This is a genomic window from Agrobacterium sp. SORGH_AS_0440 (genome assembly GCF_031453135.1).
Classification (GTDB): domain Bacteria; phylum Pseudomonadota; class Alphaproteobacteria; order Rhizobiales; family Rhizobiaceae; genus Agrobacterium; species Agrobacterium pusense.
The window spans coordinates 1,154,465-1,172,212 of record NZ_JAVIYR010000001.1 but is presented as its reverse complement, the minus strand read 5'-3'; the positions used below and the strand labels follow the sequence as shown (position 1 = coordinate 1,172,212).

The following is a 17,748-nucleotide window of genomic DNA, read 5'->3' as shown; positions in this document are numbered from 1 at the left end:
TTGCCGAACTCTCTGTCCGCCGCGCAATTATCGACGGCGGACAGCCGTGCCTCTCCCAAGGCCTCGCCAGCGGGTATATCGGGCACATCGTCCAGATCCCACATTGATCCTCGGCGCTCAAATCCACAACAGGCTGCTTCCGGGCTTGCATGGCTGCTATTCGGAAAATAAGGTTGTCTGACAAGGTGCGGCCATAACATATGGCCATATCCATCTCATTCACGCCGAATCCTTTTTTTTGCCGGCAAACTCCGGACAGCGGTTTTTCCATGCCATCAGCCAAGACCGGTTTTCTTTATGCGCTTGTCGCCTTCACGATCTTTGCGGCGCAGGATGGCATATCGAAACATCTGGGCAGCGCCTATCCACCGGTCTTCGTCGCCATGTTGCGCTATTGGGCCTTTGCCGTTTTCGTTCTGCTGATGGCGGCAAAGTCTTCAGGCGGCATTCGCGGTGCCGCCATCGCCAATCGCCCCTGGCTGCAGATCAGCCGTGGTGTCCTCCTTGCCGTACAGATCGTCTTTTCGATTTTCTCCTTCGCAATCGTCGGCCTTGCCCACAGCCATTCCATCATCGCTTCCGCCCCGCTCATCGTCGCGGCGCTTTCCGTGCCGCTGCTGGGAGAAAAAGTGGGCTGGCGGCGCTGGTGCGCTATTTTTGTCGGTTTCATCGGCGTTCTCGTTATTCTCAAACCCGATGGCGAAGGTTTCGACAAGAGCCTGCTGATCACCTTCGTCGCCGCATTCATGCTGGCGCTTTATGGTGTGCTGACGCGGCTCGGCAGCCGGAGCGATACCGCCATGACAAGCTTCTTTTATACCGGCGTGGCGGGCGCGGCCGCCCTGACGCTGGTTGGCCCGTTTTATTGGGTCAGTCTGGCGCCCCATGACTGGGGATGGATGCTGGCCCTGTGCATTACCGGCATGAGCGGCCATTACTGCCTGATTAAAGCCTTCGAACTGGCGGATGCGGCTTCCGTGCAGCCTTTTTCCTATTACCAGCTCGTGCTCGTCTCCATCATCGGCGTCACCATCTATGGCGAGGTCGTGACTTCCAATATGGTGATCGGCGCGGCCATCGTCATAGCAGCCGGTCTTTTCACCATCTGGCGGGAACACATGACCGCACGGAAGGGTGGCCGGCAAGGATGATATGCTTGCCGGCCGGAGCCCGCCTAGACGAGAGCGGCCTCGCAGCGCAGCAGCATCCCGAAAAGATCCCGCGGCTCATCCGGGTCCGCCAGCAGGTCCAACTCCGTATAGAGCCCGGTGGACGGCAGTTTTGAGCGTACATAACGCAGCGCCGAAAAATCCTCAGTCGCGAAACCCACGCTGTCGAACAGTGTGATCTGCCTGTCGTTTGCCCGGCCTTGCTGTTCACCCGTTATGACCCGCCACAGCTCGGTAACGGGGTAATCCGGCGGCAATTGCTGAATTTCGCCCTCGATACGCGTCTGCGGCGGATATTCGACAAAAATGTCGGATCGCAACAGAATATCCCGGTGCAATTCCGTCTTGCCGGGACAATCCCCGCCGACAGCGTTGATGTGGATGCCGGGGCCGACCATGTTGTCAGTCAGGATCGTCGCATATTGCTTGTCGGCAGTGACCGTCGTGACGATATCCGCGCCTTCCACCGCTTCTTCCGCGCTGTCGCAGATCTTGATGGCAAAGCCCTGCCCGGCGAGATTGCGGGCGCATTTCTCGCTGGCGGAGCGGTCGATATCAAACAGTCGCAACGTCTCGATGCCGAGAATGGCCTTGAACGCCCGCGCCTGGAATTCGCTCTGTGCGCCATTGCCGATAATGGCCATGGAACGGGCGTTTTGGCGGGCGAGATATTTCGCCGCAACGGCGGAGGTGGCGGCAGTGCGCAGCGCGGTCAGGATCGTCATTTCGGTCAGAAGCAGCGGATAACCATTGCCGACATCGGAAAGCACGCCGAAGGCCGTCACGGTCTGGCGGCCCTCCTTCATGTTCTTCGGGTGGCCGTTGACATATTTGAAGCCGTAAAGCGTGCCGTCGCTGGTCGGCATCAGCTCGATGACACCCTCCGTCGAATGGGAGGCGATGCGCGGGGTCTTGTCGAAGCTTTGCCAGCGACGGAAATCCTCCTCCACCACATCGGCGAGCTCACGCAGGAACGTGTCGATGCCCACCTTGAGCACCAGCTTCATCATGTGATCGACGCTGACGAAAGGCACGATATTGAGGTTTGGTATCACGGTCATCACATCACCCCTTTCAGCCGGCCCGCGTCGGGCGGTCCATGACCCGCTTGCCCATCAGGCTGGTGGCAAGATCCACCATCAGCGTCGCGGTCCTGCCGCGCTCATCGAGAAACGGATTGAGTTCCACGAGATCGAGGCTGCAGACCAGCCCGCTGTCATGCAGCATCTCCATGACAAGATGGGCTTCGCGGAATGTCGCGCCGCCCGGAACGGTGGTGCCGACAGCCGGCGCGATGGACGGCTCCAGAAAATCGACATCGAGGCTGACATGCAAAAGCCCGTTTGCCGCCTGAACCCGCGCCAGGAATTCACGCAGCAGCACGGCAACGCCATGCTCGTCAATCGAACGCATGTCGTGAACGGTGATGCCGCTTTTTTCCAGAGCGGCCCTCTCGGCAGGGTCGACGCTGCGGATGCCGATCATGCCGATATTCTCTTCCGGAACAGCATGGGAAAGCGGCGGGAAATAACCGGAAAAACCGTCACGCCCGCTGAAATAGGCGACCGGCGTGCCATGCAGATTGCCGCTGCGTGTGGTTTCAAGGGTATGATAATCTGTATGAGCATCGAGCCAGAGGACGAAGAATGGCCGACCCGTCTCAGCCACGCGGCGCGCCATGCCGGCAACCGTCCCCGCCGAAATCGCATGGTCGCCGCCGAGGAAGATCGGCACGGCGTCCGCGCTTTCGCGATAGGCCGCTTCCGTCAGCGCCTCTGTCCAGGCCACTGTCTCGGAAAGATGGTGTACGGCAGGATTCGGATGGCAAAATTCCCGAAGCGGCGCGGGCGTCACATTGCCCGTATCCACCACCCGATGCCCCAGTTCTTCGAGGGCATGGGCAAGCCCCGCCACGCGATAGGCGCTCGGCCCCATTTCGCATCCCAATTGCCCGGCCCCGATCTGCAACGGCGCACCAACAAGCCTGATATCCATTCCCGTCCTCATTTTCCCGACCGATAACTCCACTAGACCACGGAGACATGGCAGAACGAACATCAAAGATTGGCAATATTATCGAAATAAGCTACCGTTTTGGTAAAATCATTTTATCGAAATGGCAGGCATGGACAAACTCGACGAACGCCTCATCACCCTTCTGCGGCATAATGGCCGGCGCAGCATCTCCGACCTGGCCGTGGAGACTGAAACCTCGCGCGCGACGGTTCGCTCGCGCATCGAAAGAATGGAAAATGACGGTACGATCATCGGTTATACCGTTATCCTGCGCGCCGACGCCGTTGAAGCCGCAATCCGCGGCATCATGATGATCGAGATCGAAGGCCATGTGACGGACCGCGTCATCCGCACGCTCGGCGGCTTTCCGGAAATCTCCGAAATCCACACCACCAACGGCCGCTGGGATCTGATCGTGGAACTGAATGCCGCGACACTTAGCGATTTCGACGCCGTGCTCCGCCGCATCCGCCTCGTGCCCGGGATTACCGGCAGCGAGACCAGCCTGCTGCTCTCCACCCCGCGTTCCACCCGCGCAAGGCTTTGACACAGAGACGAAAGGCAAAAGCAGGATAAAACGCATTTTTCGATTTTTTCGACTTGCGCCCCGGAATAAATCATCTATATGACGACCCACCAAAGCGAACGCGACAACGCGTTTCAGGCTTTTGGGGAATAGTTCAATGGTAGAACAGCGGACTCTGACTCCGTCGATCTTGGTTCGAATCCAGGTTCCCCAGCCAACACCTTAACTCCCTTTACATCCTCGATTTTTGTCTCGTAGCGGATATCATTCCGACGCTACTCGCCCGCGGCCGATATCGCGGCGGCGAGCGCCCTGATGGCTGAGGCGTGGGCCGGTGTACGCGCGCGGGAAAGAAGCACGATGTCAGAGATTGGCAACGGTGGCAGGCCCAGCTCGGGGCCGCGATCCGGCAAGCCTCGCGCGCTGATCTCGCCGAGGGCTGCGATGCCTGCGCCGGCAAGCACTCCTTCCAGAAGCGCAGAACAGCTTCCAGCGGTGAATGCATCGCGCCAGGCGACGCCAGCCTTTCCGAGCTCGGCTATCGCAATATCCCGGACACCACACCCCGCCCCAAGAGAGACGAGCGGAACGGCGCTGTTGGTGCGCGGTCGCCAGTCCGGGGCCACTCGCCATCCCAGCCTGTCGGTGCGTAGCACTTCGCCATCGGACCCGCCGCCATTGCGACGGATGATTGCGGCATCGGCCAGTCCGGAAGCGAAGTTTTCCTTCACCTGCCGGGAAAAACCCAAGGTCACATCAATCACAGCATTAGCCGGCAGCGACGCGCGCATTGCTCTTATCGCCGCCGAAAGGCGGGTCCCGATCGCGTGATCGCTGGCCGCCAGTGCAAAGTGCAACGGTGGCTCGTCACTGAAGTTCAGCGCATCCTCATGTTTGGCCAGCAGCTCGCGGGCCTTCGGCAGAAACACCTGCCCATCCTCCGTCAGCCGAAGGTGGCGTGGAGAGCGGTCGATCAACCGTCTGCCGAGACGCTGCTCCAGCATCTTCAGCTTCTGGCTGACGACGGGCTGCACGGTTCCCGCAGCCTCGGCCGCCCTAGTCAGGCTGCCCAGTTCAACGGCGAAAATGAAGAGGCGGACGCTTTCAAGGTCAATCATATAAAATCGCTATGAATAGAATAGTATTCATTATCTTCTCATTATGATGAAATTTACGCAAGGTGGTTTTCGGCAACAAGGAGAAACACCATGCCCATGATCAAAACCCGCTACACCAAACCTCAAGACGCTGACGATCCGAAGCTGGAAATCGCCGCTCTCCTGTCCCGGTTGACTGCGGACATCCTGCACAAAGACCCGGCGGTTACCGCCGTTCTCGTCGAAAGTGCCGATCCCGCCGACTGGATCATTGCCGGATCGAGCGTCGCCGAACAGAAGGTCGGCACATTTTATGTCGAGGTTTCGATTACCGATCACACAAACATCAAGGACGAGACGACCGAATGGGTACGCCGTGTTTATGAAGAGATGAACAGGCTGCTTGGCCCCGTGCACGAAGCAAGCTATGTGCTGGTTCACGCCGTGGATGGCGACACCTATGGTTATGGCGGGCAAACGCAGAACCTGCGGTGGGCGCGTAAGCGCATGATGGGGGCGGGTTAATAAGAAAAGCCCGCGGAGCTGTGGAACGAGATGGTACTCTATGAACTGGCCGCCGTGGGCGCTGCAACCTGCTGGGCGATAACGGGGCTGCTCGCCGCCCGCCCGGCGGGGCATCTTGGCGCGCTTGCCTTCAACAGGACAAGGCAGCTTTTTGTCGCCTCGGTGCTCGGTCTATACGTCCTCGCATCAGGAACCTGGCGGGACCTGCAACCGGATGCGCTGTGGGCGCTGTTGCTTTCCGGCTTCATCGGCATCTTCGTTGGCGACACGCTGCTTTTCACCTGCCTCAACCGGCTGGGGCCACGCCGCTCGGGAATCCTGTTTGCGCTCAACGCTCCCATCGCCGCCGTGCTTGGCTGGGCTGTTCTCGGGGAACAGCTTTCCGTGACAGCCATAGGCGGTATAGGCCTCACCATTGCGGGCGTTCTGCTGGCCATCCTTTTCGGCAAGCGCAAGTCGCAGCTGCACGCATGGGAAAGCGTGAAGGGACCGCTCTGGCTCGGCGTCCTCGTCGGCCTTCTCGCAGCTCTCAGCCAAGCCGTTGGCTCGCTGATCGCGAGGCCCGTGATGGCAGCAGGTGTCGATCCCATCGCCGCATCCATGCTGCGGGTGGGCGTCGCCGCAATCTGCCTTACGATCTTGACAATGCTCCCCATCAGGGCCGTAAAACCCAAGGGGCCATTGACGGGCAGCATTTTCCTCCAGACGGCGCTGACCGGCACGATCGCGCTCGGCTTCGGCATGACGCTGCTGCTGTTTGCGCTTTCTGGCGGAAAGGTCGGCATTGTCTCCACACTTTCGGCCACCACGCCGGTCATCATCCTGCCATTGCTCTGGCTCAGAACCGGGGAGCGGCCCGCATCTGGTGCGTGGGTGGGAGCCGCTCTTGTCGTTATCGGCATGGCGCTCGTGTTCTGGCGCTGAAGGCCGCCGCGGGGTTAGATGCGATAAACAACCGCTCCGCCCGTCATGCCCGCGCCGGCTGCCGTCAGAAGCAGATTTTCGCCGCTCGCGAAAGGTCGTCCGCTGTTGGTCATGGACAGCGAAAGCGGGATGGTGGCGGCGGACGAATTGCCGAAGCTTTCTATGGTGCGAACCGTCTTTCCCCGCTCGATACCAAGATTGCCACAGACGGCATCAAACATGCGGGCATTGGCCTGGTGCGGTACGAAACGGCCGATATCGGCTGCGGTCAGTTCCGCCTCTTCCAGCACGCGCTGTGAGGTCTCGCTCATCAGCGCCACGGCGCGGGAGAAAACCTCCCGGCCATCGCGCATCGTCATCAGGGCATCTTCGGCGGACATATCAGCGCAAAAGGGCCGGCTGCTGCCGCCTGCCGAAATCCGGATGAGATCGTAACCGCTTCCATCGGCAACGAGATCGGCCGACAACAGCCCGCGTTTCGCCTCAGGGCAAGGGGTGAGCACCACAGCGCCGGCGGCATCGGCAAACAGGACGGCGCTCGCCCTTTCCGCCGGATTGATGCGACGGCTGAGAATATTGGCCGCGACAACAAGGACGGCGCGGCCATTGGTACGGACAAAACCATCCGCGAGGGTGAGCGCATAAAGAAAACCGGAACAGGCGCCAGCAAGATCGATCGCACCGGAGCGCGTCAAACCGAGCCTGTGTGCCAGCAGCGGCGCGGAAGGCGGCAGAAGATGGTCCGGCGTGGAGGTGGCAAGCAGCGTAAGCGCAATGTTATCGGGATCGATCTTGGCATCCGCCAGCGCCATCCGGCCCGCCTTTTCCGCAAGGCCACTCAGCGTGTCGTCCTTCTCTGCCCAATAACGGGAGCGAATGCCGGTGCGCCGCTCGATCCAGCCGGCCTCCAACCCGAGGTTGGCTTCTATTTCGGCATTGCCGACGCAACGGGCAGGAACGGCATGGCCGAAACCAGCCATACGGGAAGAGCGTGTCTGCATTGTCATGACTTTCGCAACGGTCCTGGCATCTCCATTCCTAGCTCCCGGCGGCGCGCGAATTTACCGGTGCAGCCTGAGTAACGATCCCGGCAACCTCATCAATGACGTCAAAGGCGCGTGTCAGGTCGTCAGGCGTCGAACAATAGGGCGGCATCAGGTAAAGTACGTTGCCGAGCGGGCGGATGAGGAAACCGCGCTCGCGAAACAACTGGCGCATGCGTGGCCCCGCTGCGGAAAGATACCCCCCAGCCGGCACCACAAGATCGAGCGCGGCGATGGTGCCCGCCTGCCGGAGATTGGCGAAACGGCCATCATCTGCAAATCGCCTGATATTATCGCCCAGCGCCTGTTGCACCTGCCCGATGCGCTGGAGAGCCGGTTCATCCCGCCAGACCTGGAGATTGGCGACGGCAGCGGCGCAGGCGATCGGATTGGCCGTATAGGAGCTCGAATGGAAAAAGGTTTTGCGACGGTCGGTCGAAAAATGCGCATCGAAAATCATTGCGCTGCACAGCGTTGCCGCCAGCGGCAGGGAACCGCCTGTGAGCCCCTTGGAGGTGCAGAGAATATCCGGCGAAATTGCCGCCTGCTCGCAGGCAAACAGGGTTCCGGTCCTGCCCCAACCGGTCATCACCTCATCGGCGATGACGAGGCAGCCGTGGCGTTCGGCTATCTGTTTCAGCCCGGCAAGAACATGGGCGCCATAGATCTTCATGCCGCCGGCTCCGAGCACCAGGGGTTCGATCAGCAGGGCGGCAATGCGGCCCGAGCGGCAATAGACCTCGAACATATCCAGTGTGCGCTGCTCGCTGTCCGCCTCCGGGAAGGCCAGACGGTCGACGCCGAAAAGCAGCGGCTCATAGGCGGCATTGAACACACCGCGCTCGCCTGTCGACATGGTGCCGATCGTATCACCATGATAGCCATGCTCCATCACCACGATACGATCGCGCTTTTCACCGCGATTGTGGAAATAACCGAGCGCCATTTTCAGCGCCACCTCCACCGCCGTCGAGCCGCTGTCGGAATAAAACACATGGCTTAGTCCGGCAGGTGCAAGCTCGATCAACCCCCGGGCTAACGTCTCGGCCGGTTCATGGGAAAACTCGGCGAAAATAACCTGATCCAGGGTTTCGGTCGCGGCACGGATGGCCGCCATGATTGCCGGATGCCGGTGCCCGTGGGTGGTGACCCACCAGGATGAAATGGCGTCGAACAGGCGATTGTCATCCTCATCCACCAGAAACGCCCCTTGCGCCGAGAGCACATGTTTCATCGGCGGTTCCAGCCCATGCTGAGTAAAGGGATGCCAGACCGGGGAACGGCTCATTCCGGTGCCTCCAGAAAATCAGCGAGATTGAAGTGTTGGGCGAAGGCCTGATGCAGCGCGTCGCTGGTCAGATTCGGCAGGCGTGGCAACCGGCCGAGCGGGCGCACCGCGCCGATATTCGAAATAACGCGCTGGTTTTCCCTGTCTTCATCACCGATGAAAACCACACCCTGCACCGGAATGGCGCGTCGCCGCAGCGCCTCGAGCGACAGCAGCGTGTGGTTGATGGTGCCGAGCGCGGTTCTGGCGCACAGGATGAGCGGAATTTGCCAGCGTGCGAAGATATCGACGAAGAGCACGCTCTCCGTCAGCGGTACCAGAAGTCCGCCTGCCCCTTCGATGACAAGCGGCCCATCCAGCCGCGGCGGCTGTAAAAATGCGGGATCGATCGTGACATTGTCGAGACGCGCGGAAAGATGCGGCGAGGCAGGCGTCTTCAACCGATAGGCTTCCGGCAGGATGCGCGTAGGCGCGACGCCGGCAAGCCTTACCACCGTCTCGCTGTCGGTTTCTTCCTCAAGCCCTGACTGTATGGGCTTCCAGTAATGAGCCTTGAGGGCATGGGTGAGCGCTGCAGCAAAAACCGTCTTGCCGATGCCGGTATCGGTGCCAGAGATGACAAAACGGGGGCTCATGCTGCATGCTCCCGCAACGAGAGGGCAAGCAACCCGATCATGGCCGCAATCTGGCTTTCCTCCACATTGAGCGTGATGGCGATGCGCAGCCGCGCCGTGCCTTCCGGCACGGTCGGCGGACGGATCGCCCGCACATCGAAGCCCCCTTGCCGCAGCCGCGCGGCAATCTTCAGCGAGCGTGCATTGTCGCCGATCATCACCGGAAGGATCTGTGAACCGCTTGGCGTCACGCCGAGTTGGCGCTGCAACTCCTCGCCGGTAAAACTGACCAGTTCTGCCAGTCGCGACCGCCGCCAGGGTTCGTCCGCGACGACGCGCAGGCCTTCCCGCACCGCCGCCGCCATCAGCGGCGAAGGGGCGGTGGAATAGATGAACCCGCGGGCGCGGTTGACGAGGTAATCGGCAAGAACCGCAGGCAGGTTCAAAAGCGCGCCGGAGGCCCCGAGCGCCTTGCCGCAGGTGTGAAGCGCCACCACATTGCCACGGCCTTCCAGTGCCGCAGCAAGTCCACGCCCACCGGGGCCGAAGACGCCGGTGGCATGGGCTTCATCGACAACCAGAAAACCACCATGCCGTTCGGCAAGATCGGCAAGCGCCGCGAGCGGCGCGCAATCGCCATCCATGGAATAAAGGCTTTCGACAGCGATCCATGGTCGCCCCTTACCGCCCGCCTGCCGCCAGCGGATTATTTCCCGCTCGAATGCCTCGACCTCATTATGCGACACAGCCACCGCCTTGGCCTTTCCCGCCGCAATGCCATCATGCACGCTGGCATGGATAAGGGCATCATGTAGGACAAGATCGTTCCGCAGCGGCAGGGTGGAAAAAAGCGCGACATTGGAAGCAAAACCGCTGCTGAGATAGATCGCTTTTTCGGCCCCGAAGAACGCCGCCGCTTCCGCTTCCAACGCCTCGTGTTCGGGGTGATTGCCACGCAGCAATCGCGAGCCACCGGCGCCCACCGGCACGCCTCTTGCCATGGCATCAACGATTGCCGCCTTCAGGCGCGGCGCTTCGGCAAGGCCGAGATAATCGTTCGAAGTGAAATCGACCCCCTCGCGCGGTGCAAGCGCACGAAGCCGCGATTTGCGGCTGAGGCCGGCAAGCTTCGCCTCATAGGGGGAGAGCGCCGCAAGGTTCACCGGCAGCCTCCTGCTTCCACAGGCGGCAATTCCATTGGCTTGAGGCCGAGTCGGCGGAAGAGCGCCGTATCGTGATCTTCCCCCGGGTTATCCGCCGTCAGCAGCGTTTCGCCGATGAAGATGGAATTGGCGCCGGCCAGGAAACAGAGCGCCTGCGTCTCATCGCTCATCTCGGTACGCCCGGCGGAAAGCCTTACATGCGAACGCGGCATCAGGATGCGGGCAAGCGCGATGGTGCGGACGAATTCGATCGGATCGACAGGATCGGCATTGGCCAGTTTCGAGCCTGGGATCGGGATCAGCATGTTGATCGGAACGCTTTCCGGCGGAGCCGGAAGGTTGGCGAGCGTCACCAGCATCGAAATCCGGTCTTCGACCGTCTCCCCCATGCCGAGAATGCCGCCGGCACAGACTTTGATGCCGGCATCGCGGACATTGGCGAGCGTCGCCAGCCGGTCCTCGAAGGTGCGGGTCGTAGTGATCTCGGAATAAAACCGCTCTGACGTATCAACGTTATGATTGTAATAGTCCAGCCCGGCATCGGCCAGCCGCTCGGATTGCTCCGGCGTCAGCATGCCAAGCGTCATGCAGGTTTCCATGCCAAGCGCCTTCACGCCTTCAACCATGGCGACAATAGCCTCCATGTCGCGCTCCTTGGGATTACGCCAGGCCGCGCCCATGCAATAACGCGTCGCCCCACCTTCTTTTGCCTTGCGCGCCTCCGCCAGCACCCGCTCGACTTCCATGAGTTTGGAAGCCTTCAGACCGGTCGGATTTCGGGCGGACTGACTGCAGTAACTGCAATCTTCGGGGCAGCCGCCCGTTGTTGATCGAAAGAAGCCGGCTCATCTGGATTGCATTGGCATCGAAATGACGCCGGTGCACCTGCTGCGCTCGAAACAGAAGATCGTTAAAGGGTAAATTATAGATAATTTTTGCCTCTTCAACGGCGGAATTCGTTTCAGTATCGCTCAAAGCAGCCGGGTTTTCGTCAGTCCGTAGTGCCATCTGATCCATACGTCACCCTCGATCCTTAAATAAATAGATAGAACTTGTTTTTATCTATTTTTTTCCGATGGCGTTTTGCAAGCACTTTTTTCTTGAGAGTTTTTTTCGACGCGAAAGGCAGACAGGATCGATCGGGACAGACAGGCCGCATTTCGAGGGTGGCAATTCCCCACATATTTGCGCACGAAAAGATCGAGCAGGCCCATGGCGCGAAACCGTCCGAATTGCTAAAGCTCGGGAATGATATCACTTCGCACCTCCACCAATGGCGACGCGGCGCGCATCCTCGACATATGGAGCAGGGCCGTTGACGCAACCCATGGCTTTCTACTTCCGCAGGATCGCGTTGCGATCGGCGACGAAGTCAGGGCATTTTTGCCGCAGGCGCCGTTGACGCTTGCCGTCGACGAAACAGACCGCGCCCTGGGTTTCATGTTTCTGCATGAAGGCCATCTGGAGGCGCTGTTCATCGATCCGGACCATCACGGCAAAGGCATCGGCAAGGCCCTGGTGGAAAGTGCGCTTGCGCTTCACCCGGCACTGACAACCGACGTTAACGAGCAAAACGGCGAAGCACTGGGCTTTTATCGCCGGCTGGGCTTCAAGCCGACGGGACGCTCCGATCTCGACGGACAGGGGCGGCCCTATCCGCTCATCCATCTTCGATTTCGCCCGACGGAAGAATAGACCGCCGGCGGCGCGGGGGATGACAGTGCCATGCACACCATGATCCATTTCCGAGCCCGCATTTTCTGCGACGGAGCCGCTTTGCGCTGCCTCCTCCCGAATTCATCGCCGAGGCCGATATTACCCGCATCGCATCGTCAGCGAAAGGGCCGCATCAGGCTGTGGTCTTTCGCATGAAATCGGATGGGCGATCAGCTTCACGTCAAGGTTTTCACCAATGGTTATGAACCATATCCATTGACAAATCACGGGACAGCGGCTTTTCTAAAGGCCATGCGTGAAACGTTGCGAGCATCGAAATTGCTGGCCCTTATGTTTAGACTGGTGATGATCCTATCACTGGCCGGCTACAGCGTTTCCACCGTGAATGCCGCAATGCATGGTCCCGACGCCGGCGGAATGCAACACGCTCAATCCGCCACGATGGATCACGGCAAGATGATGGATCATGGCGGCTCGGCGATGATGTCTGACACTCATGGTCGCCACGGCGTCCAGGACCTGCAGGGAATGTCCGACGAGGACGGTGGTGTCAAAAAAACCGCGAAGCCACAATGCTGCGGCGATTTCTGTCTCGGCATGGCGGTTCTGATCGATCATGGCACAGTCGGCACGCCCGTCGTCAGCGGCATCCGCTCCTTCCTCGACGACAGCAAGGCGCTGGGGCAGACCCCGCTTCTTCACCGCCCCCCGAATATCTGAACAGGCAAAGCCCGCCTTTGGGCAATGACCGTGCGTGAGCGGCTGTAACGCCGCTACGCCGTTACATCTCCTGTTCGGAAACGACCCATGAACCCAATTTATATTGTGGTTGCGGCGCCCCTGCTTCTGGGCGGCTGCACAGCCACATCGATGATGAATGACGCCGCCTCCTATGACGACGCGGCAAACCCGACGCTTGCCGTCGCCCCCCTCCGCTACCAAAGCCCGGTCTCGGCTTACACGGCCCGCATGCCGGTCGATCCCAAACCCTGGCGTGACCAGAACGATGCGCAGGCTCCAAAAGGAGACGCATCATGACACCACGTGCATTCAAACTCGGCGCAAAACTGGCAGCCGTTCTATCCATGCCGCTTTTTCTCAGTGGCTGTGTCTCGGCCGCACAATATGCGGCGTCGGATGCTGGGTTCATCAATGTTTCGGCAAAGACATCGGAAGCGACCGGCAAACAGGCCATTTGGGTGCAGAACCGGGTCGAAGCGCAGGCAGCACAGGCCCGCGTCAAAACGCTGATGGCGGCCAGCAAGGTCCTTGATGCCGAAACCGCCGTACAGGTTGCGCTGCTGAACAACAAGGGCCTGCAGGCGGCCTATGCCGATCTGGGGGAAGCCGCTGCCACCGCCTGGCAATCGACTATGCTGGTCAATCCGCGGGTCGGCATCGGGCTGACGGGGATCGGCACCCCCGGCCTCAGGGCCTATAAGTCAATCGAGGGCGTGGTCGTCACCAATATCCTGGCACTCGCCACCCTCAAGCAGAACGTGGCGATTGCCGATACCAACTTCCGCAAGGCGCAGCTTGCCGCCGCGCTGAAAACGCTGCAACTGGCGGCAGATACGCGCCGGGCATGGATCAACGCCGTTGCCGCCCTCGAAAATGTCGGCCAACTGGCGCAGGCGCAGACCGCGGCGGACGCCGCCTCTGAACTCGCCAAGAAGCTTGGCGAGGCGGGCTCGCTCAATAAGGAAGGCCAGGCCCGCGAGCAGGTGTTTTATGCCGAGTTGACGGGCCAGATCGCCAAGGCGCGGCTTGAAGCCCGCCTTGCCAAGGAAGAACTGACGCGGCTGATGGGTCTATGGGGAGCGGATATCGAATACGCCATTCCCAACCGCCTGCCGCAGCTTCCAAAAACACTCGCCAAGCGTGACATGATCGAGGCGGAGGCGCTGCAACGCCGCGTCGATCTGCAGATGGCAAAACTCGATCTTGAGGCGACTGCGCGCTCCTTCAAGCTCACGGAAGCCACCCGCTATGTCACCGATCTCGAGTTGCGCTCCGGTTTCGAGACCGAGCGCGAGCTGGAAGACGGCGAAAAGCACAAACAGACGACCGGCAACGCGGAACTGGAATTCGTCATTCCGATCTTCGATTCCGGCCAGGCGCGCATGCGGGAATCCGAGCTCGCTTATATGCGTGCAGCCAATCTGCTGGCGGAAAAGGCGGTCAATATCCGCTCGGAGGCCCGCTCGGCCTATCAGGCCTATCGCTCGAATTACGATATCGCCCGGCATTACCGCAACAGCGTGGTGCCCCTGCGCACCAAGATCGAGGAAGAGTCGCTGCTGACCTATAACGGCATGCTCACCAACACGTTCGAGCTGCTGGCCGACAGCCGCGAGAAGGTCAATTCGAACCTGCTGGCCATCGATGCCAAACGCGACTTCTGGCTCGCCGAAGCCGGCCTCGCTCCCGCCATTTATGGCGGCGGCGCAGGCGCGTCTGGCGGAGAGACCGAGGTTGCCGCCGCTTCCGGCGGCGGTGGTGGCGGACATTGAGAAAGGGAAAGACCATGTTCAATAGAAGACAACTTCTGGGCGTCAGCGCCGCGATGGTCTCCTCGGCGGCCTGGGCGAAAACCTCCAACAGCAGCCTGCCGGAAGCGGCAGTGATGGAAACGGCGGCAACGCAGGCGCCGGTAAAGCCCACCACCGGTCCCGATTATAATCCCGTCGTCACCTTGAATGGCTGGACCCTGCCCTTCCGGATGAACAATGGCGTCAAGGAATTCCACCTTGTCGCCGAGCCGGTGGAACGCGAAATGGCCGAGGGCATGACTGCCCGTCTATGGGGTTACAACGGCCAGTCACCGGGCCCCACCATCGAGGCCGTGGAAGGCGACAGGGTGCGCATTTTTGTTACCAACAAGCTGCCGGAACATACGACGATCCACTGGCACGGCATGATCCTGCCATCGGGCATGGACGGGGTGGGTGGACTGTCGCAGCCGCATATCCCCGTCGGCAAGACCTTCGTCTACGAGTTCGACCTCTTGAAGTCGGGCACCTTCATGTACCACCCACATTCGGACGAGATGGTGCAGATGGCGATGGGCATGATGGGCTTCTTCGTTGTCCATCCGAAGGACCCCACCTTCATGCCGGTGGACCGCGATTTTGTGTTCCTGCTCAACGCCTTCGACATCAATCCCGGCACCTCCGTCCCCAAAATCATGACGATGACGGATTTCAATCTTTGGGCATGGAACAGCCGGGTGTTTCCGGGCATCGATCCGCTGGTGGTTTCCAGGGACGACCGGGTGCGCGTGCGCGTCGGTAACCTGACCATGACCAACCATCCGATCCACATGCACGGTTACGATTTCGAGGTGACCTGCACGGATGGCGGCTGGGTGCGGCCGGAGGCGCGCTGGCCGGAGGTCAGCATCGATATTCCCGTCGGCGCCATGCGGGCTTATGAATTCGACGCCAAATATGTCGGCGACTGGGCGATCCATTGCCACAAGTCACACCATACGATGAACGCCATGGGACATGACGTCCCCACCTTCATCGGCGTCGACAAAAAAAGCGTCACCGAAAAGATCCGCAAGGTCCGGCCGGAATATATGCCGATGGGCACCGCCGGCATGGCCGACATGGGCGCGATGGAAATGGAAATCCCCGAAAATACCGTTCCGATGATGACGGGGTGGGGCCCGCACGGCCCGATCGAAATGGGCGGAATGTTCTCTGTCGTGAAGGTTCGCGAAGGCATTTCCGCGGGCGACTACGCAGACCCCGGCTGGTACGAAAATCCGCCCGGCACGCAGGCCTGGGAGTGGACCGGCGAATTGCCGGACAGCCAAAAGAACACCGACCCCAAAACGCAGATCACGCCGCATCCGATGAAACACGGCTGAATATGACCCACCCTTACAAACCAAGGAACAATGACATGACCAGACTGAAAATTGCACTGCTTCTCACCACTCTTGCCACGCCAGCGCTCGCATCCGGCACCCACGGCGGCGGCCATGAAGCGATGGCGGTGGGCGAACCGGGCGACAAGGCAAAGGTGACCCAGACCATTCAGGTGACGATGAAAGAGACACCCGATGGCAAGATGCTGTTCACACCCGCCAAATTCGAATTCAAGAAGGGCAAGACCGTTCGCTTCGCTGTCAAGAATGCCGGCGAGCTGGACCATGAATTCATCATGGACGAGCAGAAAGCCAATCTGGAGCACAAGGCTGCAATGGCCAAGGCGCCGGAGATGGAACACGACAACCCGAACGCTATCACCCTCGCGCCGGGAGAAAGCGGCGAAATCATCTGGAAATTCACCAATGACGGCATGTTCGAATTCGCCTGCCTGAAACCCGGACATTACGAGGCCGGCATGCGCGGCGATCTCAAAGTGTCCGCCAAGTAACCCACGACCGAAGGAATCTCACCATGAAGACCATCATTAAGATCACCGTCGCAGCCGCACTTCTACTCACCGCTCCATTCAGCGCATTTGCAGAGGAATTCACCAAGGGAACAGTCAAGAAAGTCGATGCTGCCGCCAAGAAGGTCACCATCATCCATGAAGAACTGAAGAACCTCGACATGCCAGCCATGACCATGGTGTTCCGCGTCAAGGACGATGCGATGCTCGAAAAGCTCAAGGAAGGCGCCAATATCGAGTTCATCGCCGAACGCGCCGACGGCAAGCTTGTCGTCGCAAAGGTGAAATAAGGCTGCCATCATCTGCGCAGAAGAAACGGAAGGGGCAGCGGTTTCCGCTGCCCTTTTGATATTAGCGGTCGGATGCCCGACGGGCGTTATTGTTCGGCAAACGGTCTTGTTTCGGCGGAGCGCCGCGCACCATCGCTCTTGCGCGAAAAAGTCGCGTCGATCGCACGCCGATTGTTGATGAACGGCCGATGGAGCAGAAGAAATACCGCAAACATCAAAGGCCATGCAATCAGGACATCCGAGAGGAAATGAGCTCCCATCGCCACCCTGTTCAGGGAGAAAATCACGATGAACGGCGTCAATATTGCGGTGCCGATCAGGCGAAATTTCTCTGGCAGGAGAATGATGAAGGCCAGAAGGGCGATTGCGGAAGCGCTTTCACCGGAAGGAAAAGAGCAGTTTCGGGTGCAGCTGCCACCGAGGGAAAGAACCGGTGTAAAAACCAGCTCTCCCCCGAACTCTGCGAGATGCCGCGGCCTTGCCCTGCCGAACAGGTTTTTCAGGGCATGCACCGCAGCGCCCGGTCCCAGAGCAAAAAAGACGATAATAAGCAGCAGTCTGTGTGGTGGAAAAAGCCGTGGCAAGCCGCGCGAGAAGGGCATTACGACAAGCATGCACACAAGTCCGGACAGCAAGACCCAGGGAAGCCTGCGGTTCAGATCGCGGACGGAAATCAGGAACTCGTCCTCGCCGAGTGTGAAACCTTCCGCCCAGAATTGCCGGCTTACTCCAAGATCGATATCCGGCCTGATCGTAAAGACAATCATCATCGCAAGGGCGACCAGAAGAGCCAGCACAAAGGGACTGCAGGAGGCACGCGCAAATGCCTGACGAACGACAGAAATAAAGTTGACACGAAATTTCGACCGTTGGGTCAAACGCCGCTTTTTGGGGTGGGTTTTATGGGTGAGAGACTGGTGCATGGCCAGTTCTCTTCCGCAGAAATGTCAAGGCTCTGCGGAGAAAGACACAAGAGTGTATGGAAAGGAGTGCCGGTGGGATTCATTCA

Annotated in this window: 19 protein-coding genes, 1 tRNA gene and 1 pseudogene; 12 read left to right on the top strand and 9 right to left on the bottom strand. The window is 59.9% G+C overall.

The features are described 5' to 3' along the window. Window positions 1-269 precede the first annotated feature (269 nt). A complete protein-coding gene (locus QE453_RS05395; protein WP_279873029.1) occupies window positions 270-1,151 on the top strand; it encodes a DMT family transporter in 882 nt (293 codons plus the stop codon). Window positions 1,152-1,174: 23 nt separating this feature from the next. On the opposite strand, the gene QE453_RS05390 is transcribed toward QE453_RS05395, so the two are convergent. Then, window positions 1,175-2,230, bottom strand: coding sequence for an ornithine cyclodeaminase (locus tag QE453_RS05390; RefSeq protein ID WP_113380697.1), 1,056 nt, complete (start codon window positions 2,228-2,230; stop codon window positions 1,175-1,177). A 13-nt stretch (window positions 2,231-2,243) separates the two neighbouring features. Next, entirely contained in the window at window positions 2,244-3,164 is a 921-nt protein-coding gene (gene rocF / locus QE453_RS05385; RefSeq protein ID WP_006698143.1) for an arginase, read from the bottom strand. A 130-nt stretch (window positions 3,165-3,294) separates the two neighbouring features. On the opposite strand from rocF, the gene QE453_RS05380 reads away from it, so the two are divergent. After that, window positions 3,295-3,732, top strand: a complete 438-nt coding sequence (locus QE453_RS05380; RefSeq protein ID WP_035207623.1) for an Lrp/AsnC family transcriptional regulator — start codon at window positions 3,295-3,297, stop codon at window positions 3,730-3,732. A gap of 122 nt (window positions 3,733-3,854) precedes the next feature. Continuing rightward, window positions 3,855-3,928, top strand: a tRNA-Gln gene (locus QE453_RS05375). Between the two features lie 58 nt (window positions 3,929-3,986). Here the strand turns inward: QE453_RS05375 and QE453_RS05370 are convergent. Next, entirely contained in the window at window positions 3,987-4,829 is an 843-nt protein-coding gene (locus QE453_RS05370) for a LysR family transcriptional regulator (RefSeq protein WP_022563397.1), read from the bottom strand. Between the two features lie 90 nt (window positions 4,830-4,919). Between QE453_RS05370 and QE453_RS05365 the strand changes: the two genes are divergently transcribed. Then, a complete protein-coding gene (locus tag QE453_RS05365) occupies window positions 4,920-5,333 on the top strand; it encodes a 4-oxalocrotonate tautomerase family protein (protein WP_142187111.1) in 414 nt (137 codons plus the stop codon). A gap of 30 nt (window positions 5,334-5,363) precedes the next feature. Beyond that, window positions 5,364-6,257, top strand: a complete 894-nt coding sequence (locus tag QE453_RS05360) for a DMT family transporter (protein ID WP_142187109.1) — start codon at window positions 5,364-5,366, stop codon at window positions 6,255-6,257. Between the two features lie 14 nt (window positions 6,258-6,271). Here the strand turns inward: QE453_RS05360 and QE453_RS05355 are convergent, their stop codons facing one another. The 5 genes and pseudogenes from QE453_RS05355 to bioB form a co-directional block, all read right to left on the bottom strand. After that, a complete protein-coding gene (locus QE453_RS05355; protein WP_279873100.1) occupies window positions 6,272-7,258 on the bottom strand; it encodes a beta-ketoacyl-ACP synthase III in 987 nt (328 codons plus the stop codon). Window positions 7,259-7,295: 37 nt separating this feature from the next. Then, window positions 7,296-8,588, bottom strand: coding sequence for an adenosylmethionine--8-amino-7-oxononanoate transaminase (locus QE453_RS05350; protein WP_279873034.1), 1,293 nt, complete (start codon window positions 8,586-8,588; stop codon window positions 7,296-7,298). Further along, complete coding sequence (gene bioD, locus QE453_RS05345) at window positions 8,585-9,223, bottom strand: dethiobiotin synthase (protein WP_279873036.1); 639 nt, start codon at window positions 9,221-9,223, stop codon at window positions 8,585-8,587. The genes QE453_RS05350 and bioD overlap by 4 nt, the downstream gene beginning before the upstream one ends. Next, window positions 9,220-10,365 (bottom strand): 8-amino-7-oxononanoate synthase, encoded by a 1,146-nt coding sequence (locus QE453_RS05340; RefSeq protein ID WP_279873038.1) that lies wholly within the window; start codon window positions 10,363-10,365, stop codon window positions 9,220-9,222. Before QE453_RS05340 ends, bioD begins: the two co-directional genes overlap by 4 nt. After that, window positions 10,362-11,382, bottom strand: a pseudogene (bioB, locus tag QE453_RS05335) (biotin synthase BioB). Before bioB ends, QE453_RS05340 begins: the two are co-directional and overlap by 4 nt. Window positions 11,383-11,613: 231 nt before the next feature. Between bioB and QE453_RS05330 the strand changes: the two are divergent. From QE453_RS05330 to QE453_RS05300, 7 genes are all read left to right on the top strand, one after another. Further along, window positions 11,614-12,060, top strand: a complete 447-nt coding sequence (locus QE453_RS05330) for an acetyltransferase (RefSeq protein WP_004437544.1) — start codon at window positions 11,614-11,616, stop codon at window positions 12,058-12,060. Between the two features lie 273 nt (window positions 12,061-12,333). Continuing rightward, window positions 12,334-12,762 (top strand): hypothetical protein, encoded by a 429-nt coding sequence (locus QE453_RS05325; RefSeq protein ID WP_034500252.1) that lies wholly within the window; start codon window positions 12,334-12,336, stop codon window positions 12,760-12,762. Window positions 12,763-12,849: 87 nt separating this feature from the next. Continuing rightward, on the top strand, window positions 12,850-13,080 hold the full coding sequence (locus QE453_RS05320) for a hypothetical protein (RefSeq protein WP_004437539.1): 231 nt from the start codon (window positions 12,850-12,852) through the stop codon (window positions 13,078-13,080). Continuing rightward, window positions 13,077-14,555, top strand: coding sequence for a TolC family protein (locus tag QE453_RS05315; protein WP_108081740.1), 1,479 nt, complete (start codon window positions 13,077-13,079; stop codon window positions 14,553-14,555). Before QE453_RS05320 ends, QE453_RS05315 begins: the two co-directional genes overlap by 4 nt. A gap of 14 nt (window positions 14,556-14,569) precedes the next feature. Then, entirely contained in the window at window positions 14,570-15,919 is a 1,350-nt protein-coding gene (locus tag QE453_RS05310) for a multicopper oxidase family protein (RefSeq protein WP_004437532.1), read from the top strand. Window positions 15,920-15,954: 35 nt separating this feature from the next. Continuing rightward, window positions 15,955-16,431 carry a plastocyanin/azurin family copper-binding protein gene (locus QE453_RS05305; protein ID WP_004437529.1) on the top strand — a complete coding sequence of 159 codons (477 nt, stop codon included), beginning with the start codon at window positions 15,955-15,957 and terminating at the stop codon, window positions 16,429-16,431. Window positions 16,432-16,454: 23 nt separating this feature from the next. After that, window positions 16,455-16,739 (top strand): copper-binding protein, encoded by a 285-nt coding sequence (locus tag QE453_RS05300; RefSeq protein WP_044459511.1) that lies wholly within the window; start codon window positions 16,455-16,457, stop codon window positions 16,737-16,739. An 86-nt stretch (window positions 16,740-16,825) separates the two neighbouring features. On the opposite strand, the gene QE453_RS05295 is transcribed toward QE453_RS05300, so the two are convergent. Continuing rightward, on the bottom strand, window positions 16,826-17,536 hold the full coding sequence (locus tag QE453_RS05295) for a phosphatase PAP2 family protein (RefSeq protein WP_234826110.1): 711 nt from the start codon (window positions 17,534-17,536) through the stop codon (window positions 16,826-16,828). Between the last annotated feature and the right edge of the window lie 212 nt (window positions 17,537-17,748).

What these genes read in the sequence shown, in the direction of transcription:
- QE453_RS05395 (WP_279873029.1), top strand. Translation starts at nt 270, where the DNA reads ATGCCATCAGCCAAGACCGGTTTTCTTTATGCGCTTGTCGCCTTCACG.
- QE453_RS05390 (WP_113380697.1), bottom strand. Translation starts at nt 2,230, where the DNA reads ATGACCGTGATACCAAACCTCAATATCGTGCCTTTCGTCAGCGTCGAT.
- rocF (WP_006698143.1), bottom strand. Translation starts at nt 3,164, where the DNA reads ATGGATATCAGGCTTGTTGGTGCGCCGTTGCAGATCGGGGCCGGGCAA.
- QE453_RS05380 (WP_035207623.1), top strand. Translation starts at nt 3,295, where the DNA reads ATGGACAAACTCGACGAACGCCTCATCACCCTTCTGCGGCATAATGGC.
- QE453_RS05370 (WP_022563397.1), bottom strand. Translation starts at nt 4,829, where the DNA reads ATGATTGACCTTGAAAGCGTCCGCCTCTTCATTTTCGCCGTTGAACTG.
- QE453_RS05365 (WP_142187111.1), top strand. Translation starts at nt 4,920, where the DNA reads ATGCCCATGATCAAAACCCGCTACACCAAACCTCAAGACGCTGACGAT.
- QE453_RS05360 (WP_142187109.1), top strand. Translation starts at nt 5,364, where the DNA reads ATGGTACTCTATGAACTGGCCGCCGTGGGCGCTGCAACCTGCTGGGCG.
- QE453_RS05355 (WP_279873100.1), bottom strand. Translation starts at nt 7,258, where the DNA reads ATGCAGACACGCTCTTCCCGTATGGCTGGTTTCGGCCATGCCGTTCCT.
- QE453_RS05350 (WP_279873034.1), bottom strand. Translation starts at nt 8,588, where the DNA reads ATGAGCCGTTCCCCGGTCTGGCATCCCTTTACTCAGCATGGGCTGGAA.
- bioD (WP_279873036.1), bottom strand. Translation starts at nt 9,223, where the DNA reads ATGAGCCCCCGTTTTGTCATCTCTGGCACCGATACCGGCATCGGCAAG.
- QE453_RS05330 (WP_004437544.1), top strand. Translation starts at nt 11,614, where the DNA reads ATGATATCACTTCGCACCTCCACCAATGGCGACGCGGCGCGCATCCTC.
- QE453_RS05325 (WP_034500252.1), top strand. Translation starts at nt 12,334, where the DNA reads ATGCGTGAAACGTTGCGAGCATCGAAATTGCTGGCCCTTATGTTTAGA.
- QE453_RS05320 (WP_004437539.1), top strand. Translation starts at nt 12,850, where the DNA reads ATGAACCCAATTTATATTGTGGTTGCGGCGCCCCTGCTTCTGGGCGGC.
- QE453_RS05315 (WP_108081740.1), top strand. Translation starts at nt 13,077, where the DNA reads ATGACACCACGTGCATTCAAACTCGGCGCAAAACTGGCAGCCGTTCTA.
- QE453_RS05310 (WP_004437532.1), top strand. Translation starts at nt 14,570, where the DNA reads ATGTTCAATAGAAGACAACTTCTGGGCGTCAGCGCCGCGATGGTCTCC.
- QE453_RS05305 (WP_004437529.1), top strand. Translation starts at nt 15,955, where the DNA reads ATGACCAGACTGAAAATTGCACTGCTTCTCACCACTCTTGCCACGCCA.
- QE453_RS05300 (WP_044459511.1), top strand. Translation starts at nt 16,455, where the DNA reads ATGAAGACCATCATTAAGATCACCGTCGCAGCCGCACTTCTACTCACC.